Origin of the sequence: Maribacter sp. HTCC2170, assembly GCF_000153165.2 — a bacterium.
Taxonomy (GTDB): domain Bacteria; phylum Bacteroidota; class Bacteroidia; order Flavobacteriales; family Flavobacteriaceae; genus Maribacter_A.
On record NC_014472.1, the window covers coordinates 332,993 to 358,976 of the forward strand.

Consider the following 25,984-nt stretch of genomic DNA (forward strand, 5'->3'; position numbering starts at 1 on the left):
TGGCCCATAAAACGAACGTTTTAAAAGACATTAACTTCCCCCATTATTCCTTTCTTTTAATTGGATTAATTTGTGCCTATTTACTACTTAGATTTTTAGAATTACATTTGTAAAGCGAAAGTTCTTTCGATTTAATTTATCTTAGAATCAGTTCACAAATCGTCAACACGAGAAGTGAAAATTAGTAATTTTCCGATTTTCATTGGGATGAGAGCATTAGGTTGAAACCCCAGCCAGGTCACTTTAAGACCTTCATAATTATACAAAAAGAAGCAACTATCGCGGTGCGCACATCGGTAGCCCATTGCTCTATTCCTAAATGGAGCATCGCGACAGTACCAAAGTAATTGAAAATAGTAGTGTTGGGTAAATCAACCTAGGAAAAAAATCAAAAGGCCCAAAGACAATTAAACAAACTGAAAATTGTCACTATTCTTAAAATATAAAAACATTTTTGACCTTTGATTGATACAAAAAATAGATACACATTGTATTTAATACCGTAAATTTAGGTGCTCTTAATTCTTTAAAAACAGTCACTTCAAAAGTTCAAATAAAGATTCAGTGGAAACTTTCTTAAAAAATGAAATCAAATGAAATTTGAAAAAATAGTTTTAACCTGTCTAGCAATTACGTTGTTCAATTGTAAGTCAAGTCAAATTGGTGAAAAAAAGGCTATTGCACCTAAAAATGTAATTCTATTGATAAGTGATGGGACAGGATTATCTCAGATTTCTTCAGCGTTCTATTTCAAAGATTCTTCGCCCAACTATGCCCGATTTAGCGATATAGGTTTAATCAACACTTCCTCTTCTAGGGAAGACGTTACCGATTCTGCCGCAGGGGCGACGGCTTTTGCATGTGGGGTCAAAACCTATAACGGTGCTATCGGCGTGGCCGATGATTCGACAACGGTGAAAAATTTGGTAGAGATTGTTTCTAAGAAAAACATCAAAACGGGTATGATTGCCACCTCTTCTATAACCCATGCAACCCCTGCCAGTTTTTTTGCACATACCTTTAATAGAGGGTCAACCGAAGAAATTGCGCTGCATCTGACGCAATCAGAAGTAGATTTTTTCGCTGGAGGAGGACTTCAGTTTTTTAACAAGAGGAAAGACGGGCGAAACTTGTTGGAGGCCTTAAAAGAAAAAAAATTCATGATTGATACCACAGCTCTTGTTGATTTTTCTAAAATAAGAACCAACCAAAAAGCAGGATTTCTTTTGGCTGCAGATGATATGCCACCCGCGGCTGAAGGTCGCGGAGACTTTCTTTCAAAAGCAACTTCATTGGCCCTTCAATTTTTAAGCAAAGATGATACAGGCTTTTTTATGATGGCCGAAGGTTCCCAAATAGATTGGGCAGGACATCAAAATAATGGACCATATCTGGTATCTGAACTTATTGATTTTGATGATGCCATAGGTAAAGCATTGGATTATGCCGAAAAAGATGGCCATACTTTGGTCATCGTAACGTCTGATCATGAGACAGGGGGTTTTACCTTATCCGCTCAAATAAAAAAAAGAGCAGATGGTACCGAGTATAGTGATTATAGCCAAGTTGGTATGTCATTTTCAAACGGGGGACATTCCGCTGCTTTGATTCCTGTATTTGCTTTTGGTCCTGGATCAAAAGAATTTATTGGGGTCTACGAGAATAATGACATATTTGAAAAAATATTGAAAGTTACAAAATGGAGGGGGCAAGACTAAATGTGGAAGAAATCAAAGACGAAAAAACTAAGTTCCAGCCATAGTTCCAATAAACCATGACTAGTACAGACTTACTATGTTAATTATATGTTAAAAACATACAGACTTGTCTGTTTTATAAAATTAGATTATATATTTGTCCCATGAAAAAGTTAGGAGTAAAAGAACGCATTATTGAAACAGCTTCTGACCTCTTTTATAATCAAGGGTATAACCAAACCGGTATTAACCAAATTATAGCAGAGGCTGGAGTTGCCAAGGCCAGTATGTATCAGCACTTTCGTTCAAAAGAAGATATTGCCGTTGCCTATTTAATAGCAAGACATGCGATGTGGATGGGTAAACTCAATGATTGTGTTTCAAGGAACAAAACTTCTAAACATAAAGTAATAGGGTGTTTTGATTACTTAATCGAATGGTTGACCGAGGTTAATTTCAGAGGCTGTGGATGGCAAAATATAATTACAGATTTACCTAGTGGCAATGATAAAATTAAAACACAAGCCATATATCATAAGAATGAATTACGAAAATGGGTGTACGAACTTTTAAAAAATGAAAACCAGTACAGCGCTGAGGAAGTTCCCGAACTTGGTGATCAAGTGCTCATCCTAATAGAAGGAGCCATCATATTATCTCAAATTCAAAAAGATAGTTGGCCCATTAAAAGTGCAAAAAAGGCATGCGTTAAACTATTAGCGTAGAACAAATAGTAAGTAGAATAAATTTTTAACGACATAAAGAACAGACTTGTCTGTACGTAAATTATAAATATGAAAAAAATAACCCCCCCTTTTAACAATGAATCTGCGGCAGCAAAAGTACAAGCCGCTGAAGATGCCTGGAATAGTAGAGATGCCAAAAAAGTATCGATGGCTTACACTCTTGACTCGCAATGGAGGAATAGAGATAAGTTCTTTGTAGGAAGAAAAGCAATCGTTGAATTTCTAAAAGACAAATGGTTAAACGAAAGGCATTATATATTAAGAAAGTATCTATGGTCCTATACAGATAATAGAATATCGGTCCGTTTTGAATACGAATGGCAAGATGCAAATAGTGGACAATGGAAAAGAACCCATGGCAATGAACATTGGGAGTTTGACAAAGATGGGCTAATGCAAGTACGGGATATGAGTGCCAATGATATCGACATAATTGAATCAGATAGAAAATTTATTAATCATTAAAACAAAAAAATGAAAACACTAAAACAATCAAGCCGTTCAGAATGGAACAGCAAACGACGATATCGATAATGATATTAATCAAAATTCAGTTTAACATAAATAATAATTTAAAATTATGAACACATTAAATCCTTTAAAAGAAGAAGAGGCCAACGAAAATTCCAAGGCCATTTTTTCAAACTTAAAAAGTAAGATAGGCATGGTACCCAACTTATATGCAACTATGGGGGTATCAGATAAATTATTGGGTGGTTACTTGACCTTCGTTGATACTTTAAAGAGCGGTGAATTCTCAAATAAAGAATATGAGGCTATCGCATTGGCCACCTCACAAGCCAATAATTGTGCCTACTGTCTTTCGGCACATACGGCAATAGGAAAAATGAATGGTTTTTCAGAAGAAGAAACTCTTGAATTACGTTCGAACTCCATAGCCGACAACAAGTTAAATGTTTTGGTAACCTTAGTTAGTGAGTTTATTGAAAGTAAAGGACATCCGACCGAAAATACTACAAGCAGATTTTTTGAAGTAGGATATACAAAGGCGGCCTTTGCAGAGTTAATTGCAGCTATTTCAATGACCACAATCACCAATTATGTATATCACAATGGTGGGTTTGAAATTGATTTTCCAAAAGCACAAGGAATTGAAAACCTACAAACAGTTTAATAATTATAACAACAAAACAAAAACAACAATCATGAAAGCAAAAACAATCAAATCAGTTTTAAGTATGGCCATTATTTTTACCATGGTCCTAACAGGTTCTTCCTTTAAAAATACAAAGGAAATAAGCAAAGTGCCAAAATCAGAAAAGGAAGCACAACCCACCTATCACAATACGGTAGAGGTCAATGGAATGAATATTTTTTATAGAGAAGCAGGTGATACTAGTAAGCCCACAATCCTTTTATTACACGGCTACCCTACTTCTTCGCATATGTTTCGAAATTTATTGACAGACTTGTCTGTTCATTATCATGTTTTAGCTCCGGATTATCCTGGGTTTGGACGTAGTGATCAACCTTTAATGAATGATTTTGACTATACGTTTGACAATATGTCAAAAATGGTAGAAGGTTTCCTATCAGAACTAAAAGTTGATAAATACAGCATTTACTTAATGGATTATGGCGCACCAATAGGCTTTAGAATTGCTGCCAAATACCCAGAAAGAATAGAATCATTGATTATCCAGAACGGGAATGCCTATGAGGAAGGCTTAAAAGATTTCTGGGATCCAATCAAAAAGTATTGGAATGATTACACCCCGGAAAATGGAAAACCCCTGGAAGGATTTCATTCTCCCGCAGGCCTAAAATGGCAATACACCCATGGTGTACAAGATTCGACAAAAATTAGTCCTGATAACTGGAGCATTGACCTTCAACACTTAACACGTAAAGAGAACAATGATATACAATTGGCAATGTTCTACGATTACAGAACCAATGTTCCCTTATATCCTGAGTGGCAACAATACTTTAGGGAGTACCAACCTCCTACCCTGATCGTATGGGGGAAGAATGACTATATATTCCCTGCTGATGGGGCCCACCCATACAAAAGAGATTTAAAAAATTTGGAATTCCATTTACTGGACACAGGTCATTTTGCTCTCGAAGAAAAAGGAACTGAAATAGCGAATTACATTTTAAAATTTCTAGAGAAAAACAACATCAAATAACATGAGGTCAATAAAAAAATCGGTTCGAGGTTTGCCCAAAACCTCGAACCATCCTTTAAAAATCGAAAACAACTATGAAATCCATCAAATCAAATGGTTTCCTTTTCGAACAGATCTTTCTCCTTTTAAGACAGATCTCCCCTATAGTCTTGAAATAGTTTTGCATATGATTTAAATAAAAAAAATATCAATTAACAAGAGGCTAATTAGTTCAAGGTCTACCAATTACCTAGAACGATCCTCATAAAACATTACAACTATGAAAACAATCAAATCAAATTTGATAGCTCTTTCTACAATCAGAATGCAGGAAGGTAGCTATGGTAAAATTAAGAGGACCTATCCCAAACCTAATTTTGAAATGGGATTTTTCGAAGCACTATCAATTACTAAATAAAAGAGGCAATGAAAACTACAAACAATACTCAATCGGCCTATTTCGATTATAGAAAACTTGAAATAGCAAATGCCAGTAAAAGGGTTAGATGGAATTTTAAAAGACAGAACAAATAAACATACAATACGGAATATTATGAAAACAATAAATTGGAAAAGAGCAATATTAGCAGGATTTATAGGTACAATTCTATTTGATCTTGCAGGACTATTATTTACAGGTACTTGGTGGGATATTCCAGGAATACTGGGAGCAAAGACCGGACTTGGTTTAACATATGGCGTTATAGGACACTATTCAAACGGCGTTTTATTGGCCATTTTATTTGCAGGTATAGCACCTTCTCTATGGGGGCCTAAATGGGCACGTGCAATTACCTTCGTTGTAGCCGAAACCATTGCTTTAGTATGGTTCTTTATGCTACCCTTATTAGGTGCCGGAATAGCTGGATTGGACATGGATCCATTGATGCCAGTGATCACATTGTTACGTCATATTGCATATGCAATTCCATTGATTATCCTAATCAATTATGATGTACAAAATCCATTGTATAAAAGTTAGAATCAGTTCAAAGGAAGTGTAATCTTCTTTTGCCTCGTTCTAATGTCAATAACCAACCTATCAACAACTTATATTATGAAAACCACTAAACGCATACTTAAATATTTGGCAATAACATTATTTGCGATTGCCCTATGGATTGTTACTGTTGTATCGAGTACAATGAACGGATGGTGGCGCGAATCAATAACAAATGAAAGCGATATCAAATCATTTATTCATGCTGTCAATGATGAAGTCAAAAATCAGTTTGTTGGTAATTTTGCCATGGCGACAATTAACAATGGTAAAGTTGAAGCTGAAATATTTCACACAGCAGGAACCGTAGTAGATAGAAATACGGTATTTCAGGTTGCCTCTTTAAGTAAGTGGGTATCGGCTGTTGGAGTCATGAAATTGGTAGAAAACGGCAAGCTGGATTTAGACGTTCCCGTAAGTACATACTTAACTAGATGGCAATTACCGGAAAGCAAGTACAATAATGACAAAGTAACGGTTAGAAGGCTTTTAAGTCATACTGCCGGGCTTACTGATGGGCTTGGTTATTCTGGCTTTGAATCAGAAGAAAGCATACAAGAACTTGAGGCTTCATTAACAAATGCCGCGGATGCAGATAAAGGTGTTTCAGGGGTGGTCGAAGTTGGTGTTGAGCCTGGTGAATTTAAATACTCCGGAGGAGGCTTTACACTTTTACAACTACTTGTTGAAGAAGTTAGTGGGGAATCGTTTACCTCATATATGAAAAACACCATTTTTGAGCCTTTGAATATGAATTATTCAAACTATAAATGGAATGAGGATTCTGGCTATAAATTGGTAGAATTCTATAATGATGATGGGTCTGAGGCTAAACATTATCGATATACTTCTCTGGCCGCTACATCACTTTATACTTCAATATCAGATTTGGAGTTGTTCTTTCAATTTTTCATGAAAGGAAAAAACAACGAACCAATTGGCAGAAATGTTCTAAAACCAGAGACATTAAAAAGTATGAGAGAAGTACATGCAACTTCACTGGGTATGGATATTTGGGGGCTTGGAACTATTCTATATACCAAAACAGATAATGGAGATTTTATTATTGGTCATGACGGGAAAAGTACACCTCCAATTAATACAGCAGTACGACTGAATCCTGAGACTGGAGATGGAATTATAGTATTAGAAACAGGTAATTCAGATTTGGCCACAAAATTGGCAAGCGAATGGGTGTTCTGGAAAACGAAGAAAGTAGATGTTATTTTATTCGCAATGTCTGAGGATAAAATGAAGTCCATAATTGGAAGAGGTGTTATATCAATTGTAATCTTATCAATACTAATGGGCGTGATACGCTACAGAAAAAAATATGCAAAGCGCACAAAATAATTTAAATATGGTAAATCATGATTTTTATATGGCCAAATGTATTCAACTTGCTGAAGAAGCAAAGCAAAATGGAAACACCCCAGTAGGTGCATTAATAGTGTCAAAAGATGAGATTTTAGGAATTGGAAGAGAAAATACCCGTTCAAAAAAGGACATAACCCGACATGCCGAAATAGAAGCAATTCAAAACGCTTTAAAAAAAGTAAAATCATTGAAGGGCGCCATACTTTACACAACTCATGAACCTTGTGTTATGTGTTCTTATGTAATTCGACATTATGAAATAGGTACCGTCGTATTTGGATTGCGGTCAAAATATATCGGAGGTAAAAGTTCTGAATTTAATCTTTTAGAAACTGAGAACATTCCAATTTGGAGTCAACCTCCATCTTTTATTGAAGGTGTTTTAGTTAAAGAATGTCAACAACTATCAATTAATAATTGAAAAATGAATTATACCAGCGACATAGTATTCACGCCAGCCGTAAAAAAGTTTCAAGAACAATTTAAATCCAGAAACAGTTATGCTCGAATGGAACAGTTTGGTGGTTGGAATTCTAAGGTTTCATCAGACTTAGAAGGCTTTCTAAAAGACATGGATTCATTTTACTTTGGATCTGCAAATGCAGATGGACAACCTTATATTCAACATCGCGGTGGCAAAAAGGGCTTTTTAAAAGTCGTTGACAATGAAACTTTGGCCTTTGCTGATTTTTCAGGTAACAAACAATATATCTCAATTGGTAATCTTAGCGAAAACAATAAAGCCACCATTTTTTTAATGCATTATGTATCACAAACCAGAATAAAAATTTGGGGAACTGCTTATGTAGATACTGATGAATCATTAATTGCTTCGCTGCGGGACGAAAACTATAACGCAAAAATTGAACGTGCTATAGTTTTTAAAGTAAAAGCTTGGGATGTTAATTGCAAGCAGCATATAAAACAACGTTTCGCTGCTGATGAAATAAAGAAAATCACCGAGCCTTTGGAGTCCAAAATTAAAACCTTGGAAACAACAATTGATCATTTAAAATCCAATAATTAGAAGGAACATGGAAAACCGCGTATTCAAAATCAAAAAATTGGTAATTCTCATTTTGGTTCTGGCATTTGGCTTCATCGGAAATTCACAGATTGCCCATCGAATAGATAGCTTGGCAAAAATTCATGCATCCCAAGGGTTCAATGGCAATGTACTATATTCCAAAAACGATAAACTTGTATTTACAGGAAATTATGGTTGGAGTGATTTTTCATCTAAAAAAGTGCTCAATGATTCTACCATTTTTGAACTAGCCTCTGTATCCAAGCAGTTTACAGCGGCAGCAATCGTGCAACTGGCAGAAAATGGGTTATTACATTTTAATGATAATGTAAAAAATATCATTAAAGCATTTCCTTATCCCAATATTACTATTGAGCATCTTTTAAGACATCAATCGGGACTTCCAGACATTCAAAAACTACTCTATCAAAAACGAATATGGAATCGAAAAAAACAGGCTACACATCGCAATGTACCCCATGTACTTTCAAGTCAAAAACTGCCCCTAAGTTTTGAACCTGGCACCAAGTATGAATACAACAATACAGGTTATGCGATGCTTGCTTTGATAATAGAAGTTGTAAGCAAACAACCCTATGAAACCTATGTGCAAACCAATCTTTTTAATGCTGCAGGAATGACCCATTCAAAAGTATATAGCAAGGATTTAATTCCAAACAAAACCAAGAATATTGCGCTAGGGCACACCTTTAATAAGAAATCTAAAAAATATCAAAAAGTTGAAAATGACTCAAACCATAAACATATTCATTGGATGAACGGAGTTCTCGGTGATAGTGGAGTCTATTCCTCAATATTAGATCTTGAAAAATGGAAAAAAGCATTACGAGAAAACATACTTATATCAGAGAAAAGTTTCAGTAAAATGACTTCTGTAGATAATGTTTCTAAAAAATATGGTTATGGACTGGCAATTTATGAGACTAAAAGTAAAGGTAAATGGGTATACCACAATGGAAGCTGGTCTGGATATAAAACATCAGTAATTTATTTACCTAAAAGCAATGAGCACATAGTAATTCTTAGTAATAATAGGTATGCTCAGACCTACAAATCTTTTGAAGACGAATTATACAAACTAATACAATAAGTGATGGAAAAAACAGAAAACAAAATTGCCTTAATTATTGGAGGAACAAGCGGAATTGGCAAATTAACTGCTGAAAAACTATTGGAACAAGGAGTTCAAGTACACATTGTTGGTAGAAACATAAATAAAATTGAAGATGCACCCAATTTGATTAAACATAAATATGATATCACCCAAAAAGAAGATTTAACTCAGCTAATTAATTCCATTGCAAGTTTTGATTCATTGGATTACTTGGTTAACGCTTCCGGTTTTTTCTTACCAAAATCCTTTTTAGATCATAGTTTTGAGGATTATGATTCTTATTTAGATTTAAACAGGGGTTTTTATTTTATATCACAGGCAGCAGCAGAGAAAATGAAACAAACAAAAAGTGGGTCTATTGTCAATATCGGTTCCATGTGGGCTAAACAAGCAATAAAGGCAACTCCCTCCTCTGCATATTCTATGCAAAAGGCTGGATTACATTCGTTAACACAACATTTAGCTATGGAACTAGCTGAATATAATATCAGAGTTAACGCTGTATCCCCTGCTGTTGTTGAAACACCTGTTTACAATGCGGTTTTTGGAGGCGAAAAAGAAGCAAACAAGGCTTTGGAATCTTTCCATAACTTTCATCCAATTGGCAGAAATGGAACTCCCTTAGATATTACGAACAGCATTCTATTTCTATTGTCAAATAAGACTTCATGGGTAACAGGAGCTATTTGGGATATTGATGGGGGTGTAATAGCCGGCAGGAACTAATCTAATAAGCAAACAAATATAAAAAATGAAAAAAATAGCAATAAACGGAATGGGTCGCATCGGTAGAGCTGCCTTAAAAGTAATCCTAGAATCTCCAAAGCTTGAGTTGGTGGCTGTCAACGACATTGTTTCCATCGAAAATATCGCTTACCTATTAAAATATGACTCGGTTTATGGGATTTACGAAAAGGAGGTTTCACATGATGGAAACAACCTAATTGTCGGTGATAAAAAAATTCAATACAACTCTCAAAGAAACCCTGAAGAATTACCATGGAAAGAACATCAAGTTGATGTTGTTATTGAAAGTACTGGATTTTTCACTTCAAATGAAGATGCAAAAAAACACATTAAAGCTGGTGCCAAAAGTGTAATCATATCAGCACCAACGAAAAGTAGTGAGATTCCAACTGTTGTACATGGTGTAAATACTAAAGATGGAGATACGGCAATTTTTTCATGTGCGAGCTGTACTACAAATAACATTAGCCCTATTGTTGAAATTTTAGGTCGTACAGTTGGCATTAAAAAAGCAATAATGACCACTGTGCATGCATATACAGCATCGCAAGGAATTGTTGATTCTCCTTCTGACAAAAATTTTAGAATGGGGCGAGCAGGTGCCACCAACATCATACCAACCTCAACAGGTGCTGCAATAGCAACCACCAAAGCTCTACCAGAATATGTCGGGAAATTTGATGGTGTAGCGCTACGGGTACCAATTCCTGTTGGTTCTATTTCTGATATGACTTTCGTAACGGAAAGGCCAATAACTATAAAAGAAGTAAATTCCATATTTGAGGAGGAATCTAAGACAAATAGGTATACGAACGTTTTGACAACCACTTCGGAACCTATCGTTTCTTCTGATATTGTGAAAAGTCCTTATGCCTCAACTGTAGATTTGAGTATGACCCGAGTTGTAGATGGTGATTTATTGAAAGTAATGACCTGGTACGACAATGAATGGGGATTTACAAACCAAATGATACGGCAGATAATAGTAGATGGAGAATAAACTTTGAAATTTTGATAACCTATGAAAAGTATTATACATAAAGCAAATACCAGAGGAATAGCCAATCACGGATGGTTACAATCTCATCATTCATTCAGTTTTGGTAACTATCACGAGCCCAACAGAATGAATTTTGGAATGTTGCGCGTTTTAAATGATGATGTGGTAAGCGCCAGAATGGGCTTTAGTACGCATCCGCATAAAAACATGGAGATAATTTCTATTCCGTTAAAAGGTGATTTAGAGCACAAGGATAGCATGGGCAACGTGGCCGTAATCAAAGAAGGTGATGTACAGGTCATGAGTGCTGGAAAAGGCATATCACACAGTGAACATAACAGGAGTTCAGAGAATGAGGTGAGGTTCCTGCAAATTTGGGTAATTCCAAATAAAAATAATGTTGAACCTAGATATGACCAAATCACTTTAAAAAATCGCGATGTCGGCAATCAACTTGTTCAAATTCTTTCTCCTAATGAAAATGACGACGGGGTTTGGATTCATCAAGATGCCTGGTTTCATTTGGGGGATTTTGAAAAAGGAAAAGAGCGATTTTATGAGTTAAAGGACAAAACTAATGGAGTTTATGCCTTTGTATTAGAAGGAGATATAACCATTGAAAATCAAACTTTAAATAAAAGAGATGGTTTCGGTATTTGGGATATTGATAAAATAACCATTAAGGCAGATTCTAACTCCAAACTTTTGTTAATGGAAATTCCAATGACAAATAAATAATCGTACAATGTTGAAGGTCCACCATATAAGAAATGCGACAATGGTTCTGGAAACAGAACAAGATGTGATTTTAATCGACCCTATGCTAGGAGACCAAGGAGTCATGCCTTCTTTCACGCTTTTCAGACATAAAGTAAGAAGAAACCCGATAGTTCCACTACCAGAAAATTCGAATCTTATTTTAGAAAAGGTAACGCATTGCTTAATAACCCATCAACATCCAGACCATATTGACAGTAAAGGAGTTGAATTCCTAATCAATAGAAACATACCGGTTACCTGTGGTATAAAAGACAGGGAAGCACTTAAGAAAAGAGGGGTAAATGTAGTTCAATCATTAAAGTATTGGGAGAAACAAAAATATCTAGGAGGAACCATTGAAGGAATACCAGCAAAACATGGATATGGATTTATTGCTAAACCAATGGGTAATGTGATAGGGTATTTCCTAAAACTACCCAATCAAAAATCTATTTACCTTAGTTCAGATACTATTTACACACCTTCAGTAGATAAAGTTTTAAAAGAATACAAGCCAGATATAAGTGTTTTGGCATGTGGTGCCGCTCGATTCGATTTGTTCAGAGAGCTGATTATGAATATAGATGATATTTTAAAATTTGTAAAAAACAGCTCAGGAAAAGTTATTGCAAACCATATGGAATCATTAAATCACTGTCCATTAACTAGAAAAGAACTAAGAGAATTATTAAAAACTAATAATATTAACAATGGTGTCCTAATTCCCGAAGATGGCGAATTAATGGTTATAGAATAAGCCATCAGGTAACACCCACCTTTAAAACTCAAGGAGAGTTGAAGGAACCATCAATCTAAAAATTAAAATCATATGAATTTATTTAAATTTTTTCCTTTAGGAAACACAACGTTAAAAAACAGAATAGTAATGGCTCCGATGACCCGTAGCAGGGCTATTGGCAACATTCCGAATGAATTAATGGCTGAATACTATCAACAAAGGGCAAGTGCTGGTCTAATTATATCAGAAGGTACGTCTCCATCCCCCAATGGCCTTGGATATCCTCGTATTCCAGGAGCATATTCCGATGACCAGATTCTTGGCTGGAAGAAAGTTGCCGATGCTGTACATGCAAAAGATGGTAAAATTTTTATCCAACTAATGCATACTGGCAGAATTACGGCAAAAGCTAATTTGCCGGTGGGAAGTATAGCACTTGCCCCTTCGAGTATTCAAGCTCCTGGAGAAATGTTTACAGACACTGACGGAATGGTTGCTCATGATACACCTAAAGCAATGACTTTGGAAGAAATTGAAACTGTTAAAAATGAATTTGTAAACTCTGCAAAAAGGTTGATAAACGAAGCTGATATAGATGGTATAGAGTTGCATGCTGCCAATGGCTATTTACTTAACCAATTTATCAACCCAAATTCCAATCAAAGAGTAGACTCTTATGGTGGTTCTATTGTAAATAGAACACGCCTTGTACTTGAAGTGGCTGAAGCTGTTGTTGCAGAAATAGGATCAGATAAAGTTGGCATTCGCTTTTCACCATATGGCGCCTTTAATGATATGCTATCAGATTATGAAGATTTAGAAGATACTTTTGTTTATCTATCAAAGGAGTTGAAAAAAATGAACATTGCCTATATTAATGTAGTGGACCAAAGAGTTGCTTTTGGTGCACCTGATTTTATAACAGATATTAAGAAAACCATTAAACACCATTTCAAAAGAACTGTAATATCTGGCGGAGATATTGATAGCATTGAAAAAGCTGAGGGTATTCTTGATAGTGGTTTAGATCTAGTGTATGTGGGAAGACCATTTATCTCTAACCCCAATTTTGTGGAAAAACTACAAAATGGAACCGAATTGACAGCACCGGATATGAATACATTCTATTCACCAGGAGAAAATGGTTATACTGATTATTGAAATTTCATGAACAATCAAAAAGCACCAAAAGAAATATTTAATAAGAACTTGAAAATATTCTGATTAATTAATCATGCCTTTTAAAAACAGTCAAAATGCGTAAGCTATTTATTATACTCTCATGCGCACTATTCGCTAATATTAGCATGGCACAAAAGACTGTTCTTATAGAAGAGTACCTTAATAGAGCACTAGTTGATGAAAAATTAACTGGTGCTGTTTGGTCAATTGTCGATGAAGAGGTCATTACCACCGGGGCATTAGGTTCAAGAAATGCCAACACAAAAGAAATTTTAAAAGAAACTGACAAAGTTCTCGTTGGTTCAATAACAAAAACGCTAATAGCAACAGGTATTCTCCGGTTATCAAGTCAAGGTAAATTAGATTTAGATAGTCCTGTTCAAAAAATTGTACCACATATCCCTTTTGATAATCCTTGGAAAGAAAATCACCCAGTTACTATTCGAGATTTATTAAATCATACTTCTGGCATTGAGGATTCAAGATTCTGGCAAGTGTTTAGTACAAAGCCTTCCGCCAATGAACCTCTAGAGCATGTTTTTACTAAAAATTTTTCTGTATTGAAAGTAAGAACCAAACCAGGGTCTAGGTTTTCTTATTCAAATATGGGCTATACTTTTTTGGGCTTGATTATTGAAAAAACTACGGGAGAACCCTATGAAACTTATTTGGATCAAAATCTACTTCTTCCATTAGGCATGAATAATAGTACATTTAAATTTACGACTCAAATAGGTAATACTTTAGACCAAACTATGGCCATGGGGCATTTTGATAATGGGGCAACACAAGAAAACATCCCCATGTTTTTGCGCCCTGCAGGGCAGTTTACAACAACGGCAAGTGATATGGCTTTATTTGCAAAGTTTTTAATGAATGATGGTCATATAAATGAAAAACCTTTCATTGATATAGAATTACTACAACACATGGGCCAACCCAAAACAACTGAATCCTATAAGAATGGATTGACTTCAGGATATCAATTTGGTCTAAGTTATAGAGATAGATATGGCGTAGTTGGAAAATTTCATCGAGGAAATACCTTTGGGTATAGGGCAACGTTCTATTTATTTCCTGAGCAAAAAAAAGGATTCTTTATCAGTTTTAATTCTGATAGTGAAACTGCTGATTATGAGAAGTTCAATACCATTTTTATAAATCACCTTGGAATCACTAAGCCAGACAAGCTTAAACCAAAAGACGGTTTACCTTCTAATATTAAAGAATTTGAAGGTTATTATCGCATGAACCCTGTTCGATTTAAAATGTTTGCTTATCTGGATTTACTTTTCAATTCAATACAGGTACAAACAATAAATAATGAGTTATTTATTAAATCCATTCAAAATGAACCTTACTCTCTTTTACCAGTTGGTGGTCATTTATTCCGAAAAGAAGATCGAGTAAACCCTTCCCATGTTCTATATAAGAATGAAGGTGTCCAATTTATTGGTGATGGTTTGGTAACTTATGAAAAATCAAGTTCAGTTTATTTGGGCCTATTGTGGTTGAGCTTTATTGTTGGAATAATAGGTTTACTAATTATTCTAATTCGAGGTTCTTACCTACTTTTTCAAAATAAACTTTTCAAAAAAATACAGATTATACCATTGCCATTTTTATCCATTTTAGGGCTTGTAATTCCAATTCCGTTTCTTCTAAATCAATCTTTCTTAAATTTAGGCGAATTTACGATTGCAAATGTTCTATTGGCTATAGTTACCGGAATTCTTCCCATGGCATTGATTCTTAGTAGTCTAAAAATAAAGAAGGCCAATGCATTAAAAGTAGATATAATAGGGGTTTTGTTTGCTTTACAATGGATTGTAGTATTAATCTATTGGAACCTAGTTCCTTTAAGATTATGGATATAGAATTAATAGCTAAGAATAAAAGATGGAAAGAACAATAGAAGAACAACGAATAGAATTTTCAAACGGAAAATTTCTTGCAACTCCTTTAGCCGGGATTATTGCCTGGCTAATAGTTGGAGTTTCAGGCTTGTTATTTACTGACAGAGTTACTGTTATCATACTGTTTATTGCAACCGGTAGTATTGTATACTTGGGGTTATTTATATCAAAATTTACCGGTGAAGATTTTTTGGATAAAACGAAGCCAAAAAATATATTTGATGGACTGTTTATGTATACCGTGGGACAGTCCGTTTTGATATATGCCATTGCAATCCCCTTTTTTCTGTTAGACTATACTTCATTGCCAATGACCGTTGGTATTCTTACGGGAACCATGTGGCTTCCATTCTCATGGATAATCAAACATTGGGTAGGAATATTTCATGCCGTTGCTCGTACCATTCTTGTAGTTTTACTGTGGTATCTTTTCCCAGAAGATAGATTTGCCACTATTCCGTTTGCAATTATTGGGATATATATCATTACAATTTTTATTCTAAGAAAAAGAAAGGTTATGCAATAAGGTATTCTGTACGAAAAAATAAATTGTAAAAGAGAACATTTGTCATAATGCTAGGATTTCAGACGATGAAAGCAATTTTATTGTAGTAGTAAATATTATAAAATTACTAAACAAAACGACTTAAGATGACACATAAATCAATTAAAATATTCTTAAGACTTGCCTTATCAATTGGATTTCTGTCTGCGGCAGCAGGTCGATTTTGATTTTGGCCCACAGCCGTTTCTGCTTGGGGGAAACTGGAATAGTTTTATTTAAAATATCGCTGTGATAAATAAATTAATGCCAGATGTTCTGATTTCTCCTTTAGGAGTAATTGTAACAACGACTGAAATCTTTGCCTTATATTTAAGTATTCGATTCAAAACTGAATATTGTGCTAAACTGAGCTTATTTGTTGTTGCTCTTTGCTTTGGCAATGACATTCTCAACGGGAATGAAAGGAGCATTTTTGACTATTCGGTTTTCACAGTCTCTGCATCAGCATTTGCCTTGAGTCTGATGAAAGAAAAATATTTGGAGTTAGACAATTTTTAGCAAAACCAATTAAATAAAAAATGAAAAAGAACACTCTGGAGATCTTGAAAAAATTACAGCTTCAACTCCCTAAAATTTCTACTCCTGGTGGTTCTTATGTTTCTGTAAATATTAGGGACAACATTGCCTATGTCGCTATCCAGTTTCCAATAAGAAATGGCACTTACTTATATCAAGGAAGGCTAGGAAATGAGCTCTCAACTGAAAGTGGCATTAAAGCAATGGAGCTTTGCGCGTTAAACGTACTTGCTCAAATACATGATAAAGTCGGCTTTGAAAATGTGGTTGGCCTAAATCATATAGATGTTTATTTTCAGGCCACTGGCAATTGGGATGAATCTCCGATAGTAGCAAATGGTGCCTCAGATTTATTTACTAAAATCTTAGGGGATAAGGGTACTCATTCAAGAACTATTTTTGGTGTTGATAAACTTCCCAGGAATTTTGGTGTTGGATTAACAACAACATTTACTTTAATAAAAAGAACCAAGCTCTAAATTGACAGAGCTTAGTTCTTTTTTTATGGAACAAGAACTTCTTAGCTCATAAACATAGCCTGATGTTCTGCAACATACTGTTCAAAAGATCTTGGTTCATGACCTGTAATGTCTTGGACATTAGTACTGATTCTATTGAATCTCCCATCTGAAACTTCACTACTGAATTCCCTTAAATGTTTGGCTAGAAAAGGATTGATCGTTGGATGATCTTTAATTGTATCTATCCATTGGTCAATTGAAATAGGTATGTATTCAATATCCTGATTTAGTACTTCACCTATACTTTCAGCAACATCTGTAGCACTATATGTTTTGCTTCCTGTAAGGTCATATCTTTTACCAATATGCTTCTCCCTATTGTGGTCACTCAAAATTTCTGCTACGACTTCCCCAATATCCTTAGGATGAATAATGGTATAATTTGCTTCTGAATCAGGGTAGTAGAATTTTTGTTGAGCAGCTACGGTTGGCGCTGCCAAACCTAAATAATTCCATGCAAATAATCCTGGTCTAATATGTACGGCTCCTATATTTGCCCAATCAAAGATGCTCTCTGTAATTACATGGTTTTGAGTGGCAGGACTAGGCGTGTCTTCCCGCGCTCCCATTTGAGACATTTCAACAACCATCTCGACATTTTCTTCTTTTGCAGCTTTTGCAAAATAGCCAGCGGCCTTTGGCAAATAATCGGTAAAAGGATAACAAAAGAATGCTCTGTTGACGCCCTTTAGGGCTCGTCTTAATGATTCAATATCGAGAAAATCCCCTTTTACAACCTCAACACCAAGTGTTTCAAGTTGCTTACTTCTTTCGTCAATAGTTCTTACCATTGCCCTTACTTTTATGCCTTTGTCAACCAAATGTTGTATAGCATATTGACTTGTTGTTCCGGTAGCACCGGTAATCAAAATATGTGTGCCCATAATTTTACTTTTTATTTAATCATTATTCTAGTTTGATATTTTTATAAATTGATTAATTCGTTTTTGATGCCCAATTTTTTATGTATTTCGATGCAAGTTCTCCTTGTTCATCCTGCCAGAAATGGCTAGCATCCAACATTTTCACTTCATGATTCTTGAAAATCGATTGAAATATGCTTAGTTCAGGTTTTTGAAATGCGAAATCATGCTTACCCCATGTAAAGAGTACGGGCTTTTCCTTGAGGATATTTAAGGACGATTCAATTTTTGCTAAAAATGATTTTGAATTATAAAGCTCTTTTGGAAATATGGCTGTTTGCTTTGAATTTTCACTATTCTCAAATGGAGCTTTATACATTGCCAATTCTCGGTTCGAAGGTGATTTTACAAACCCTTTTTTCATAAACACATGCCAAACTCCATTAAAGGAATGTGCCATCCATCTACCAATGTAACCACCCATAATGTGACTGAACATTTTCTGCCCAAACCTTTTAAGTGGCCATGCCCAAGTATTGCCGAGTACCATTCCTCTAACAAGCTCAGGATTGTTTATGGCTATATTAAGACCAATTGGACCGCCCCAATCCTGCATTACTAATATGATTTCTTTTAAATCTAATAGATTGATAAATTCTTCTATGATTTGACTATGTGTACTAGGAAGAAAATCATACTTCAAAGGAGTAGGAGAAAGTCCAAAGCCGGGGTAATCAGGTGCAATAACTCTGTACTCATCCTTTAATTCATTAATCATTTTCCGATATAAAAATGACCAGGTTGGATTGCCATGAAGCATCAAAATTACAGGTCCTTCTCCTTCATCCACATAATGCACTTTAATTTCATTGTTTATTTTGATATAGTTGCTTTTAAAAGGATATAGTTGTTCGTCTATTTTAAATTTTTCCATTTTATTTATATAGGTTGTATATACAACATTAATATTAATTTTTTTTTATTTTAATCGTTGCTCAAGCTTTTCAAGAGGAACTGTCCCGTAATCACCCATCATGTCTACCAGAGAATCCATTACTTCTTCCCAATGAGGAATTAATTTGTTCACAAGATCAATACCTTCATTTGTTAACTCTATTTCAGGCCTATATGCAGTTGTTCTTCGAACCAATTTATACTTTTGAAGCAATTTCACATTTCTACTTACTGTGGATCTCTCGAGTACTAAAGCTTCACCAATTTTTCCTTGCTCTACTTTACCAAGTTTACTTAGTGCAAATAAGATAGTCATCTGGTTTTCTGTTATTCCAAACTCCTTTAAGCAATTGCGCATATAACCATCTGCAATTCTAGATAATTTTCTTAATCTTGAGCTAATACAATTTTGCAATTCATATTTCATAGGACAAACATACAAACACTTGTTGTATATGCAACATATATTTGTGTGTTTAACTATTATTTAGCATTTAAGAATATAATTAAAGTCATAGTTTTTGCCAATATTGGTAATTATCTAGCGACTCTTGTTATATAATAAAGGTCATTATTTGTTATATTTATTCTCCTTTCATACCTATTATTCAAGGAGAATAAATATAAAATAAATATAATGACAACTAAGGCGGACTACAATCAATGTATTAAAGATGTCATTTACAAATATTATAAAGTAGATGAAAGTTCTCTTTCCACATTATATAATCTAGCGGAGATCAAGCACTTCAAAAAAAATGAGATTATATTACCTGTGGGTAAAATCGCTAATGATATTTGTATTTTATATAAGGGAGTAGTTATAGCATACTTCTTAGATGAAAATGGTAATGCCTACAACAAAAACATCTTTTTAGAAAATAATCTTGTAGGTTCAACAGTTTCCTACCTCACTAATTCCCCTTCTAAATTTGCTCTTGAAGCATTAGAAGATAGTATTATTATAAGTTTTAATTACAAAAAATATCGTGAACTTATATTCAATAATGACAACTTCAAGAACTACTATATATCCTATCTCGAAAAACAATGGATTATAGAAAAAGAGAAAAGAGAAATTGATATTGTCATGAAAGATGCCTCTGTTAGATATGAAGAATTCTTAGAGCAATACCCGAATATCGATAAAAAAATACCTCTCAATCATATTGCTTCGCATCTTGGCATCACACCCAGACAGTTTAGCCGAATAAGAAAAATCATAAAAAATTAGTTTAATTACAATAGATTACGGTAATAATACCTCGTCAAGCCGACTAATTTTGGCATAATTAAAAGGCAGTTAACCTCTTCAACCATATATAAGGTATCTATCCAAAGAACTTTAATGTCTAGACATATGTCCTTTTTCTTCTCATCAAACCATATTTACTTTGTAGAATATAACTAATAGCTGTGATTACGCTTTAAATATCAGCACTTTAGTCAATATTTATACACGAGAAAAGATAACATTGAACTATCAAATAGGAATTCTTTCCGAACAAATAAAGCTTCTTTTGGAACAAGAATACCATTAAGGCTATTATGACCTTTGTAAAGTAACAATTATAACATGGTAATTATACACTTAAAAAAATATCAAATGAAAACACTTAAGATTACATTAACCATTCTTTGCTTTGCATTCATTCATTTGAATACAAATGCTCAATTGGCCGAAAGAATAGAGTTGACAAATAACAATCAACTTTTGGGACTTGGTACTCAGTATTTTTTGAAATCAGAAATTTTACAAGAAGATCGTCCAATTATTATTTCATTACCAGTTGGATATAAAAATAATGATGCCAATTATCCTGTTCTTTATCTTTTGGATGGACTGGGGAATATCAAACATGTAGTTGGTACGGTAGAACTTTTAACAGAATCGGGAACCATTCCTCCCATAATTATAGTTGCTATAGAGAGTTTAGATAGATCACGGGATTTAACACCCTCAAAAGCAGGAAAGGACGTTTATGGGGGAACTGGTGACGCAGGGATACCACAAAGTGGAGGCGCTCCTGAGTTTCTTCAGTTCTTGGAAAAAGAATTGATTCCTTATGTAGAATCAAACTTTCGAACCCACCCATACCGTCTTTTAGAAGGGCACTCGTTTGGAGGTTTATTTGGTACATATACGCTCATGGAGAAGCCGGGGATTTTTGATGCATTCATTATTCAATCCCCAGCTTTATGGTGGAATAAAGAAGAGATGACTGAAAAAGCTAAAGAATTTTTCCAATCAAATACTAACCTGGATAAATCGGTTTACTTTGGAATTGGCGGAGGTGATGGATGGGGAATGCGACAGGAATTGATCCGTTATGTGGATGTGATAAAACAGAATAATCCTAAAAACCTCCATTGGATGCATCAAGAGATTGGGGATGAAGGTCATGATGACGCCCGATTATTACTAAATTATTATGGATTGAAGTTTGTCTTTTCCGATTTAAAAGCATCGGAGAATTCTTTAAAAAATTATAGTGATGAAGTATTTCTGAAAAGTGAACAGCATCTGGCGGACAAGTATGGCAAAAACGTCCGAAGACCGGCCAGTGATTACTTTGACATAATCACTAAACTTCTAAACGACCAAAATGATTTAGGAGCCATTACAGTTCTAAAGAGAGCTTCAGAAGCATATCCGAACTACGCTATACTATCAAATAACTTAGGACAGTTGTATGAAAAAACAAATCAAATAGACAAAGCGATTGAAGCCTATGAGTCAGCGATTATAATTTCAAAAAAATTAAAATTAGGACAAGAGGTAGGTTATCAAAAAGAGATTGATAGAATGAAAAACTCTCAAGAATGAGGTTTAAAGACTAAGTCATCGTAGTTGAAAATGAATAGAAATTATCAAAAAAAAAGATTTGTAGTCAAACCATGGGCAATTGAAATACTACCTATTTCAAATTAGTTCAAAAGAAGGAAATGAAAGAATACAGAATATTTAAAATAGCATCCAATGATAGGAAATAAAATAAAGGGACTTGGAGAAATAATTCTGCGCGTGAATGATATGGAATTAATGAGGAAATTCTATATAGAAACCATAGGACTTGAACTAATACACGAATCCCAGTGTTATACCTTTTTTAAAGTTGCCGATGGTTATGCAGGACATCATCAAACAATTGCCATATTTGCCAAAAACAATAGGACTGCATTTGATGAAATACTGAGCACTATTGACGTAAAAAAATCAACCTTGCACCATTTTGCACTCGAAATTGATAAAGTGGATTATGATAATATCCTAACTTTCTGTAATCGACAGAAAATAGAACATGTTACAGAAGTTTTTGAATGGGTAAAATGGAAATCCATATTTATCAAAGATCCTGAATCAAATATCATCGAATTTGTCTGTTATGACGACAATATCTAAAAACAAAACAATTATAATATGGAATTAATAAAAAATCTTACTTGGCGATATGCCACAAAGCAATTTGACCCTTCAAAAAAGATCTCTCAAGAAAATTTGGATAAGTTAAAACGGGCGGTGCAGTTATCCGTTTCTTCTTATGGTCTACAACTGTACAAAATTTTAATAGTTGGGAATAATGAATTAAGGGGAAAACTAAAACCCGCATCTTGGGGGCAAAATCAAATAACGGATGCATCTCATTTATTTGTTTTTTGTAATTACACTAATGTAGAAAATAAGGAAATTGACGACTTTCTTGAATTATCTGCCAATACACAAAACATTAATATTGATGTTTTACAAGGTTATGGCGATTTTATGAAAGAAAAAATTAATGAAATGCCCATTAGTGAGCAAAATAATTGGACTAAAAGACAAACATATATTGCGCTTACAAATTTACTCATTGCATGTGCCGAATTAAAAATTGACGCCTGCCCCATGGAAGGTTTTGAAACTGAAAAATACAATGAAATTCTTGGGTTAACTGAAAAGGGCTTAAGTGCTGCTGTAATCGCTCCCATTGGCTATCGGTCTCAAAATGATGATGCACAGTATCGCAAAAAGGTTAGAAAACCACTTACTGAGTTATTTGAAGTGTTATGAACCAGTATTCTTTATCAATGCTTGCTATTCTTGGAGGAGTATTTTTAGCTGCGCAAGCTGGCTTAAACTCTAACTTAGGTTTCCTGTTAAAGAATCCACTACTCGCTTCAATAGTCGCTTTTATTAGTAGCGCGATTATAGCCTTTGCTTTTTTTGTCTTTATAGGAATAAGCGTACCCACAATGATTGAAATAAAACAGATTCCTGTTTATCTATGGTTTACCGGAGGCATATTTAGTGTTCTGGGAATTTGTCTTTATTATTATACTATTCCTAAGCTGGGATTATCTACAATGATTTCCTTAGGTTTATTCGGGCAATTAGCTTTTTCTCTAATAGCGGGCCATTTTGGATGGCTAAATTTACCTTCAGAGCCCATAACCATTAAACGTATATTTGGAATAATTGCCATGATATCAGGAATTCTATTAATCAATATAAAATGAACGAGGCTAATACGTTGATAAGTCTGAATATAGACAACCTCACTTCTCTTTGGAAGACAGTAAGTATGCCTTATCATTCCTATTTTTCTGAATCGCGCTTTGATTATTGCTTTATGAAGGACTTTGATTGGCCTAACAGACTTTGGTTTCATAAAGATTTAAGTCAAGAGATTATTTCTTCAACCAAAGAAAAAATAATTTCGATTTCCGCCACACTAACAATTCCTTATTGGGATATTTACGGTCACAAAATTTTAAAAAGCTTAGAATCTGAGGGGTATGTAAATCAGTTTGAACAAGTAGGAATGTCTTTAAAATTGGACAAACCGCTTAAAGTTGAAGACAATCTAAATATTCAACTTGTTACTAAAAAGTCTGATGCTATTCTGTGGTCACAATTATTCAAAAGTTCATTCGGATACAAAATACATCCGGAAATACTCATTAAATCGTTGAAGAAAATTGACTACTATATAGCATATTCTCAGGAGCATGTGGTGGGTACGGCTATTGCTTACAATACAAATAAAGTAATGGGCGTCCATTCTGTAGGTATCCCCCCAGCTATGAGAAGAAAAGGATACGCAGAGCAAATAATGAAGTTACTAATAAACTCGGCGGTTAAAAACGGAAGTCAATATATGACCCTACAAGCTTCGGATATGGGAAAGCACCTATATTTAAAGCTAGGATTTCAAGAAGATTTCGTAATTAAAAATTACAAACTTAGCTAGCATTAATTTGAAGAAAATTAATAAAGAAATAATTCCTGCATAAATGAATACGGATTTTAGAAATTATAAAATAATCGAATTTGACACAAAACAGTGCGGCCCCCTTTATGACTTAATCGATTCTAATCGGGAGCGCCTTGAAACATATTTTGCTGGTACGGTCAAAAACACAAAAACATTAGAAGACACGATTAGTTACTGTAAGCAAATCGATATGCGGGTAAAGAATAAGAGCTATTATATATATACCATCACTAATAAAGAGAACAACTCGCTCATTGGATTAATAGATGTTAAGAATATTGATTGGAATGTTCCAAAGGCAGAAATTGGTTATTTTATAGATTTTAACCATCAGGGAAAGGGAATTATTACTAATGCTGTTGCAATTTTAATTGAATACTTATTAAAAGAATACAATTTTAAAAAATTGCTTTGTCGTATAAATAGTGAAAATATTGGAAGCATCAAGGTTGCTTTAAATAATGGATTTAAACTTGAAGGTACTATTAGAAATGATTATAGAACAACCAGCAACGAAATAGTAGATTTAAATTATTATGGTAGGATATTTTGAAACAACTCTCTTTATAAGTTAATAAAAAGAAAATGAGATCTTTTCAATGTTCTGAGCGAACGGGATCTATGACAGTTGAATTAATGAGTGATCAAAAAATAAATATCCAAAGTACAGCAAGAATTGTTTTTGAAGGAAAATTAAGAGTATGAAATAATTGATGATAATGTAACAAATAATGATTCCATATTTCATTTTGACTTTAACAAGAGCTTTGAACTAATGACTTTTAGAAGCACTCTATGGGTCAAAACTGTTTGAAAATCGGAAAAATTTGGATGAACAAATATAACTTCAAATAGATTATTTTCTAATGAAGTTCACAAACGTCCCCATATTTTAGTAATTTAAGATCAGAGTTATGACAAGGGACATTATAGACATAAATGATTTTACCATTTTAGTGGAAGAAGCCACTGCAAATGAAGATACAAGAGATTCCTGTTTTTTTGATGAGCCCGTAATTGCTGTCGCTTTTTATGGAGAAGGAAATGTAGATTTAAGTGTGAAATTTGGTGATAAACAGAAAGAATTCAACTATACCAAAGGTTTAGCTCTTTCATTTTATGCCGATAAAGATGTTGAATTTGTACATACAGTATCGGCCTTAAAACCATTACAGTGTATCGTGATTGCCACCTCCACAAAAGCATTGGATAATTTACCTAATCATGAGGGCGAATTATTCAGTGAAATGTTGAATCAGTTAGTTAATCCCAAGGATCATTATGTAGAAGGCCCTTCCTTTTTCATGACTCCTGAAATGCAGACTATTATCGATTCTATTTTCAGTAATCAATATGAAGGCAAAACCAAAATGATGTTTTTTAGAAGTCAGATTACGGCCTTAATATCACATTTTTTTGGTCAATTAGCCATAGTTGGTACAGAAAAAATCAAAACCACGGAACGGGAGAAATTGGTGCAGGCAAAAACCATTTTATCACAAAACATGGAGAATCCGCCTTCTCTAAATGAACTTGCCAAACAAATAGGAATCAACACTTTTAAATTGAAAAAAAACTTTAAAGAAGTTTTTGGAGTGCCGGTTTTCAAATACCTTCAAAACGAACGCTTAACCTTGGCACATAAATTAATCCGTAATCGAGAAGCTACTGTACAAGAGGCTGCTTGGCAAGTGGGTTATGATAGTTTGAGTTCATTTTCAAATGCTTTTGACAAAAAATTTGGCTATAGACCCAGTCAAATAAAGTAACTCCTTTTCGAACAGATCTTTATCCTTTTAAGACAAACCTCTCTTTTGTCTTCATCATAGTTTTGTCTTGTAATCAAAAATTAT

Annotated in this window: 31 protein-coding genes; 28 read left to right on the top strand and 3 right to left on the bottom strand. The window is 34.3% G+C overall.

Annotation, left to right across the window (positions count from 1 at the left end; translation table 11 throughout):
• The first annotated feature begins 593 nt into the window (after window positions 1-593).
• The 20 genes from FB2170_RS01505 (at window position 594) to FB2170_RS01595 (ending at window position 17,017) form a co-directional block, all read left to right on the top strand.
• Complete coding sequence (locus FB2170_RS01505) at window positions 594-1,718, top strand: alkaline phosphatase (protein WP_013304721.1); 1,125 nt, start codon at window positions 594-596, stop codon at window positions 1,716-1,718.
• A 143-nt stretch (window positions 1,719-1,861) separates the two neighbouring features.
• A complete protein-coding gene (locus FB2170_RS01510; RefSeq protein WP_013304722.1) occupies window positions 1,862-2,422 on the top strand; it encodes a TetR/AcrR family transcriptional regulator in 561 nt (186 codons plus the stop codon).
• A gap of 69 nt (window positions 2,423-2,491) precedes the next feature.
• On the top strand, window positions 2,492-2,908 hold the full coding sequence (locus FB2170_RS01515) for a nuclear transport factor 2 family protein (protein ID WP_013304723.1): 417 nt from the start codon (window positions 2,492-2,494) through the stop codon (window positions 2,906-2,908).
• 115 nt (window positions 2,909-3,023) lie between these two features.
• Window positions 3,024-3,578, top strand: a complete 555-nt coding sequence (locus tag FB2170_RS01520; RefSeq protein WP_013304724.1) for a carboxymuconolactone decarboxylase family protein — start codon at window positions 3,024-3,026, stop codon at window positions 3,576-3,578.
• A gap of 31 nt (window positions 3,579-3,609) precedes the next feature.
• Window positions 3,610-4,596, top strand: coding sequence for an alpha/beta fold hydrolase (locus FB2170_RS01525; RefSeq protein ID WP_041632972.1), 987 nt, complete (start codon window positions 3,610-3,612; stop codon window positions 4,594-4,596).
• Window positions 4,597-4,855: 259 nt separating this feature from the next.
• Window positions 4,856-4,993 carry a hypothetical protein gene (locus tag FB2170_RS17315; protein WP_013304727.1) on the top strand — a complete coding sequence of 46 codons (138 nt, stop codon included), beginning with the start codon at window positions 4,856-4,858 and terminating at the stop codon, window positions 4,991-4,993.
• Between the two features lie 135 nt (window positions 4,994-5,128).
• On the top strand, window positions 5,129-5,557 hold the full coding sequence (locus FB2170_RS01530) for a hypothetical protein (RefSeq protein ID WP_041632973.1): 429 nt from the start codon (window positions 5,129-5,131) through the stop codon (window positions 5,555-5,557).
• Window positions 5,558-5,632: 75 nt separating this feature from the next.
• Window positions 5,633-6,928, top strand: coding sequence for a serine hydrolase domain-containing protein (locus tag FB2170_RS01535; protein ID WP_013304729.1), 1,296 nt, complete (start codon window positions 5,633-5,635; stop codon window positions 6,926-6,928).
• 7 nt (window positions 6,929-6,935) lie between these two features.
• Window positions 6,936-7,373: a nucleoside deaminase gene (locus FB2170_RS01540; protein WP_202795952.1), complete on the top strand. Its 438-nt coding sequence runs from the start codon at window positions 6,936-6,938 to the stop codon at window positions 7,371-7,373.
• A gap of 3 nt (window positions 7,374-7,376) precedes the next feature.
• On the top strand, window positions 7,377-7,979 hold the full coding sequence (locus tag FB2170_RS01545; protein ID WP_013304731.1) for a pyridoxamine 5'-phosphate oxidase family protein: 603 nt from the start codon (window positions 7,377-7,379) through the stop codon (window positions 7,977-7,979).
• A 7-nt stretch (window positions 7,980-7,986) separates the two neighbouring features.
• On the top strand, window positions 7,987-9,090 hold the full coding sequence (locus FB2170_RS01550; protein ID WP_013304732.1) for a serine hydrolase domain-containing protein: 1,104 nt from the start codon (window positions 7,987-7,989) through the stop codon (window positions 9,088-9,090).
• 3 nt (window positions 9,091-9,093) lie between these two features.
• The gene (locus tag FB2170_RS01555) at window positions 9,094-9,840 is read left to right on the top strand and encodes an SDR family NAD(P)-dependent oxidoreductase (RefSeq protein ID WP_013304733.1); all 747 of its coding nucleotides are present in this window, start codon (window positions 9,094-9,096) and stop codon (window positions 9,838-9,840) included.
• A 25-nt stretch (window positions 9,841-9,865) separates the two neighbouring features.
• A complete protein-coding gene (gap, locus tag FB2170_RS01560) occupies window positions 9,866-10,861 on the top strand; it encodes a type I glyceraldehyde-3-phosphate dehydrogenase (protein WP_013304734.1) in 996 nt (331 codons plus the stop codon).
• Window positions 10,862-10,882: 21 nt separating this feature from the next.
• The gene (locus FB2170_RS01565) at window positions 10,883-11,599 is read left to right on the top strand and encodes a pirin family protein (RefSeq protein ID WP_013304735.1); all 717 of its coding nucleotides are present in this window, start codon (window positions 10,883-10,885) and stop codon (window positions 11,597-11,599) included.
• A 7-nt stretch (window positions 11,600-11,606) separates the two neighbouring features.
• A complete protein-coding gene (locus FB2170_RS01570) occupies window positions 11,607-12,377 on the top strand; it encodes an MBL fold metallo-hydrolase (RefSeq protein ID WP_013304736.1) in 771 nt (256 codons plus the stop codon).
• A gap of 72 nt (window positions 12,378-12,449) precedes the next feature.
• Window positions 12,450-13,520 carry an alkene reductase gene (locus FB2170_RS01575; RefSeq protein WP_013304737.1) on the top strand — a complete coding sequence of 357 codons (1,071 nt, stop codon included), beginning with the start codon at window positions 12,450-12,452 and terminating at the stop codon, window positions 13,518-13,520.
• Window positions 13,521-13,615: 95 nt separating this feature from the next.
• Window positions 13,616-15,418, top strand: a complete 1,803-nt coding sequence (locus FB2170_RS01580; protein WP_083802945.1) for a serine hydrolase domain-containing protein — start codon at window positions 13,616-13,618, stop codon at window positions 15,416-15,418.
• 22 nt (window positions 15,419-15,440) lie between these two features.
• The gene (locus FB2170_RS01585; RefSeq protein ID WP_013304739.1) at window positions 15,441-15,983 is read left to right on the top strand and encodes a DUF7010 family protein; all 543 of its coding nucleotides are present in this window, start codon (window positions 15,441-15,443) and stop codon (window positions 15,981-15,983) included.
• A 282-nt stretch (window positions 15,984-16,265) separates the two neighbouring features.
• Complete coding sequence (locus FB2170_RS17510) at window positions 16,266-16,520, top strand: hypothetical protein (RefSeq protein WP_013304740.1); 255 nt, start codon at window positions 16,266-16,268, stop codon at window positions 16,518-16,520.
• Between the two features lie 20 nt (window positions 16,521-16,540).
• The gene (locus tag FB2170_RS01595) at window positions 16,541-17,017 is read left to right on the top strand and encodes a RidA family protein (RefSeq protein WP_013304741.1); all 477 of its coding nucleotides are present in this window, start codon (window positions 16,541-16,543) and stop codon (window positions 17,015-17,017) included.
• A 41-nt stretch (window positions 17,018-17,058) separates the two neighbouring features.
• Here the strand turns inward: FB2170_RS01595 and FB2170_RS01600 are convergent, their stop codons facing one another.
• The 3 genes from FB2170_RS01600 to FB2170_RS01610 are packed head-to-tail and all read right to left on the bottom strand — an operon-like array spanning window position 17,059 to window position 19,303.
• The gene (locus tag FB2170_RS01600) at window positions 17,059-17,943 is read right to left on the bottom strand and encodes an NmrA family NAD(P)-binding protein (protein ID WP_013304742.1); all 885 of its coding nucleotides are present in this window, start codon (window positions 17,941-17,943) and stop codon (window positions 17,059-17,061) included.
• Between the two features lie 52 nt (window positions 17,944-17,995).
• Window positions 17,996-18,856: an alpha/beta fold hydrolase gene (locus FB2170_RS01605; RefSeq protein WP_013304743.1), complete on the bottom strand. Its 861-nt coding sequence runs from the start codon at window positions 18,854-18,856 to the stop codon at window positions 17,996-17,998.
• Between the two features lie 45 nt (window positions 18,857-18,901).
• Complete coding sequence (locus FB2170_RS01610; protein WP_013304744.1) at window positions 18,902-19,303, bottom strand: MarR family winged helix-turn-helix transcriptional regulator; 402 nt, start codon at window positions 19,301-19,303, stop codon at window positions 18,902-18,904.
• A gap of 210 nt (window positions 19,304-19,513) precedes the next feature.
• Here FB2170_RS01610 and FB2170_RS01615 point away from each other — a divergent pair, with 210 nt between their 5' ends.
• The 8 genes from FB2170_RS01615 to FB2170_RS01650 all read left to right on the top strand — a co-directional run bounded on the left by FB2170_RS01615 (window position 19,514) and on the right by FB2170_RS01650 (window position 25,900).
• A complete protein-coding gene (locus FB2170_RS01615) occupies window positions 19,514-20,110 on the top strand; it encodes a Crp/Fnr family transcriptional regulator (RefSeq protein ID WP_013304745.1) in 597 nt (198 codons plus the stop codon).
• A gap of 372 nt (window positions 20,111-20,482) precedes the next feature.
• Window positions 20,483-21,703, top strand: coding sequence for an alpha/beta hydrolase-fold protein (locus FB2170_RS01620; protein ID WP_148232038.1), 1,221 nt, complete (start codon window positions 20,483-20,485; stop codon window positions 21,701-21,703).
• A gap of 153 nt (window positions 21,704-21,856) precedes the next feature.
• Complete coding sequence (locus FB2170_RS01625) at window positions 21,857-22,279, top strand: VOC family protein (protein ID WP_013304747.1); 423 nt, start codon at window positions 21,857-21,859, stop codon at window positions 22,277-22,279.
• Between the two features lie 18 nt (window positions 22,280-22,297).
• The gene (locus FB2170_RS01630; RefSeq protein WP_013304748.1) at window positions 22,298-22,927 is read left to right on the top strand and encodes an NAD(P)H-dependent oxidoreductase; all 630 of its coding nucleotides are present in this window, start codon (window positions 22,298-22,300) and stop codon (window positions 22,925-22,927) included.
• Window positions 22,924-23,373: a DMT family transporter gene (locus FB2170_RS01635; protein ID WP_013304749.1), complete on the top strand. Its 450-nt coding sequence runs from the start codon at window positions 22,924-22,926 to the stop codon at window positions 23,371-23,373. The genes FB2170_RS01630 and FB2170_RS01635 overlap by 4 nt, the downstream gene beginning before the upstream one ends.
• Window positions 23,370-24,107, top strand: a complete 738-nt coding sequence (locus FB2170_RS01640; RefSeq protein WP_013304750.1) for a GNAT family N-acetyltransferase — start codon at window positions 23,370-23,372, stop codon at window positions 24,105-24,107. Before FB2170_RS01635 ends, FB2170_RS01640 begins: the two co-directional genes overlap by 4 nt.
• Before the next feature lie 43 nt (window positions 24,108-24,150).
• Entirely contained in the window at window positions 24,151-24,684 is a 534-nt protein-coding gene (locus tag FB2170_RS01645) for a GNAT family N-acetyltransferase (RefSeq protein WP_013304751.1), read from the top strand.
• Window positions 24,685-25,045: 361 nt separating this feature from the next.
• The gene (locus tag FB2170_RS01650; protein ID WP_013304753.1) at window positions 25,046-25,900 is read left to right on the top strand and encodes a helix-turn-helix transcriptional regulator; all 855 of its coding nucleotides are present in this window, start codon (window positions 25,046-25,048) and stop codon (window positions 25,898-25,900) included.
• Window positions 25,901-25,984: the final 84 nt, after the last annotated feature.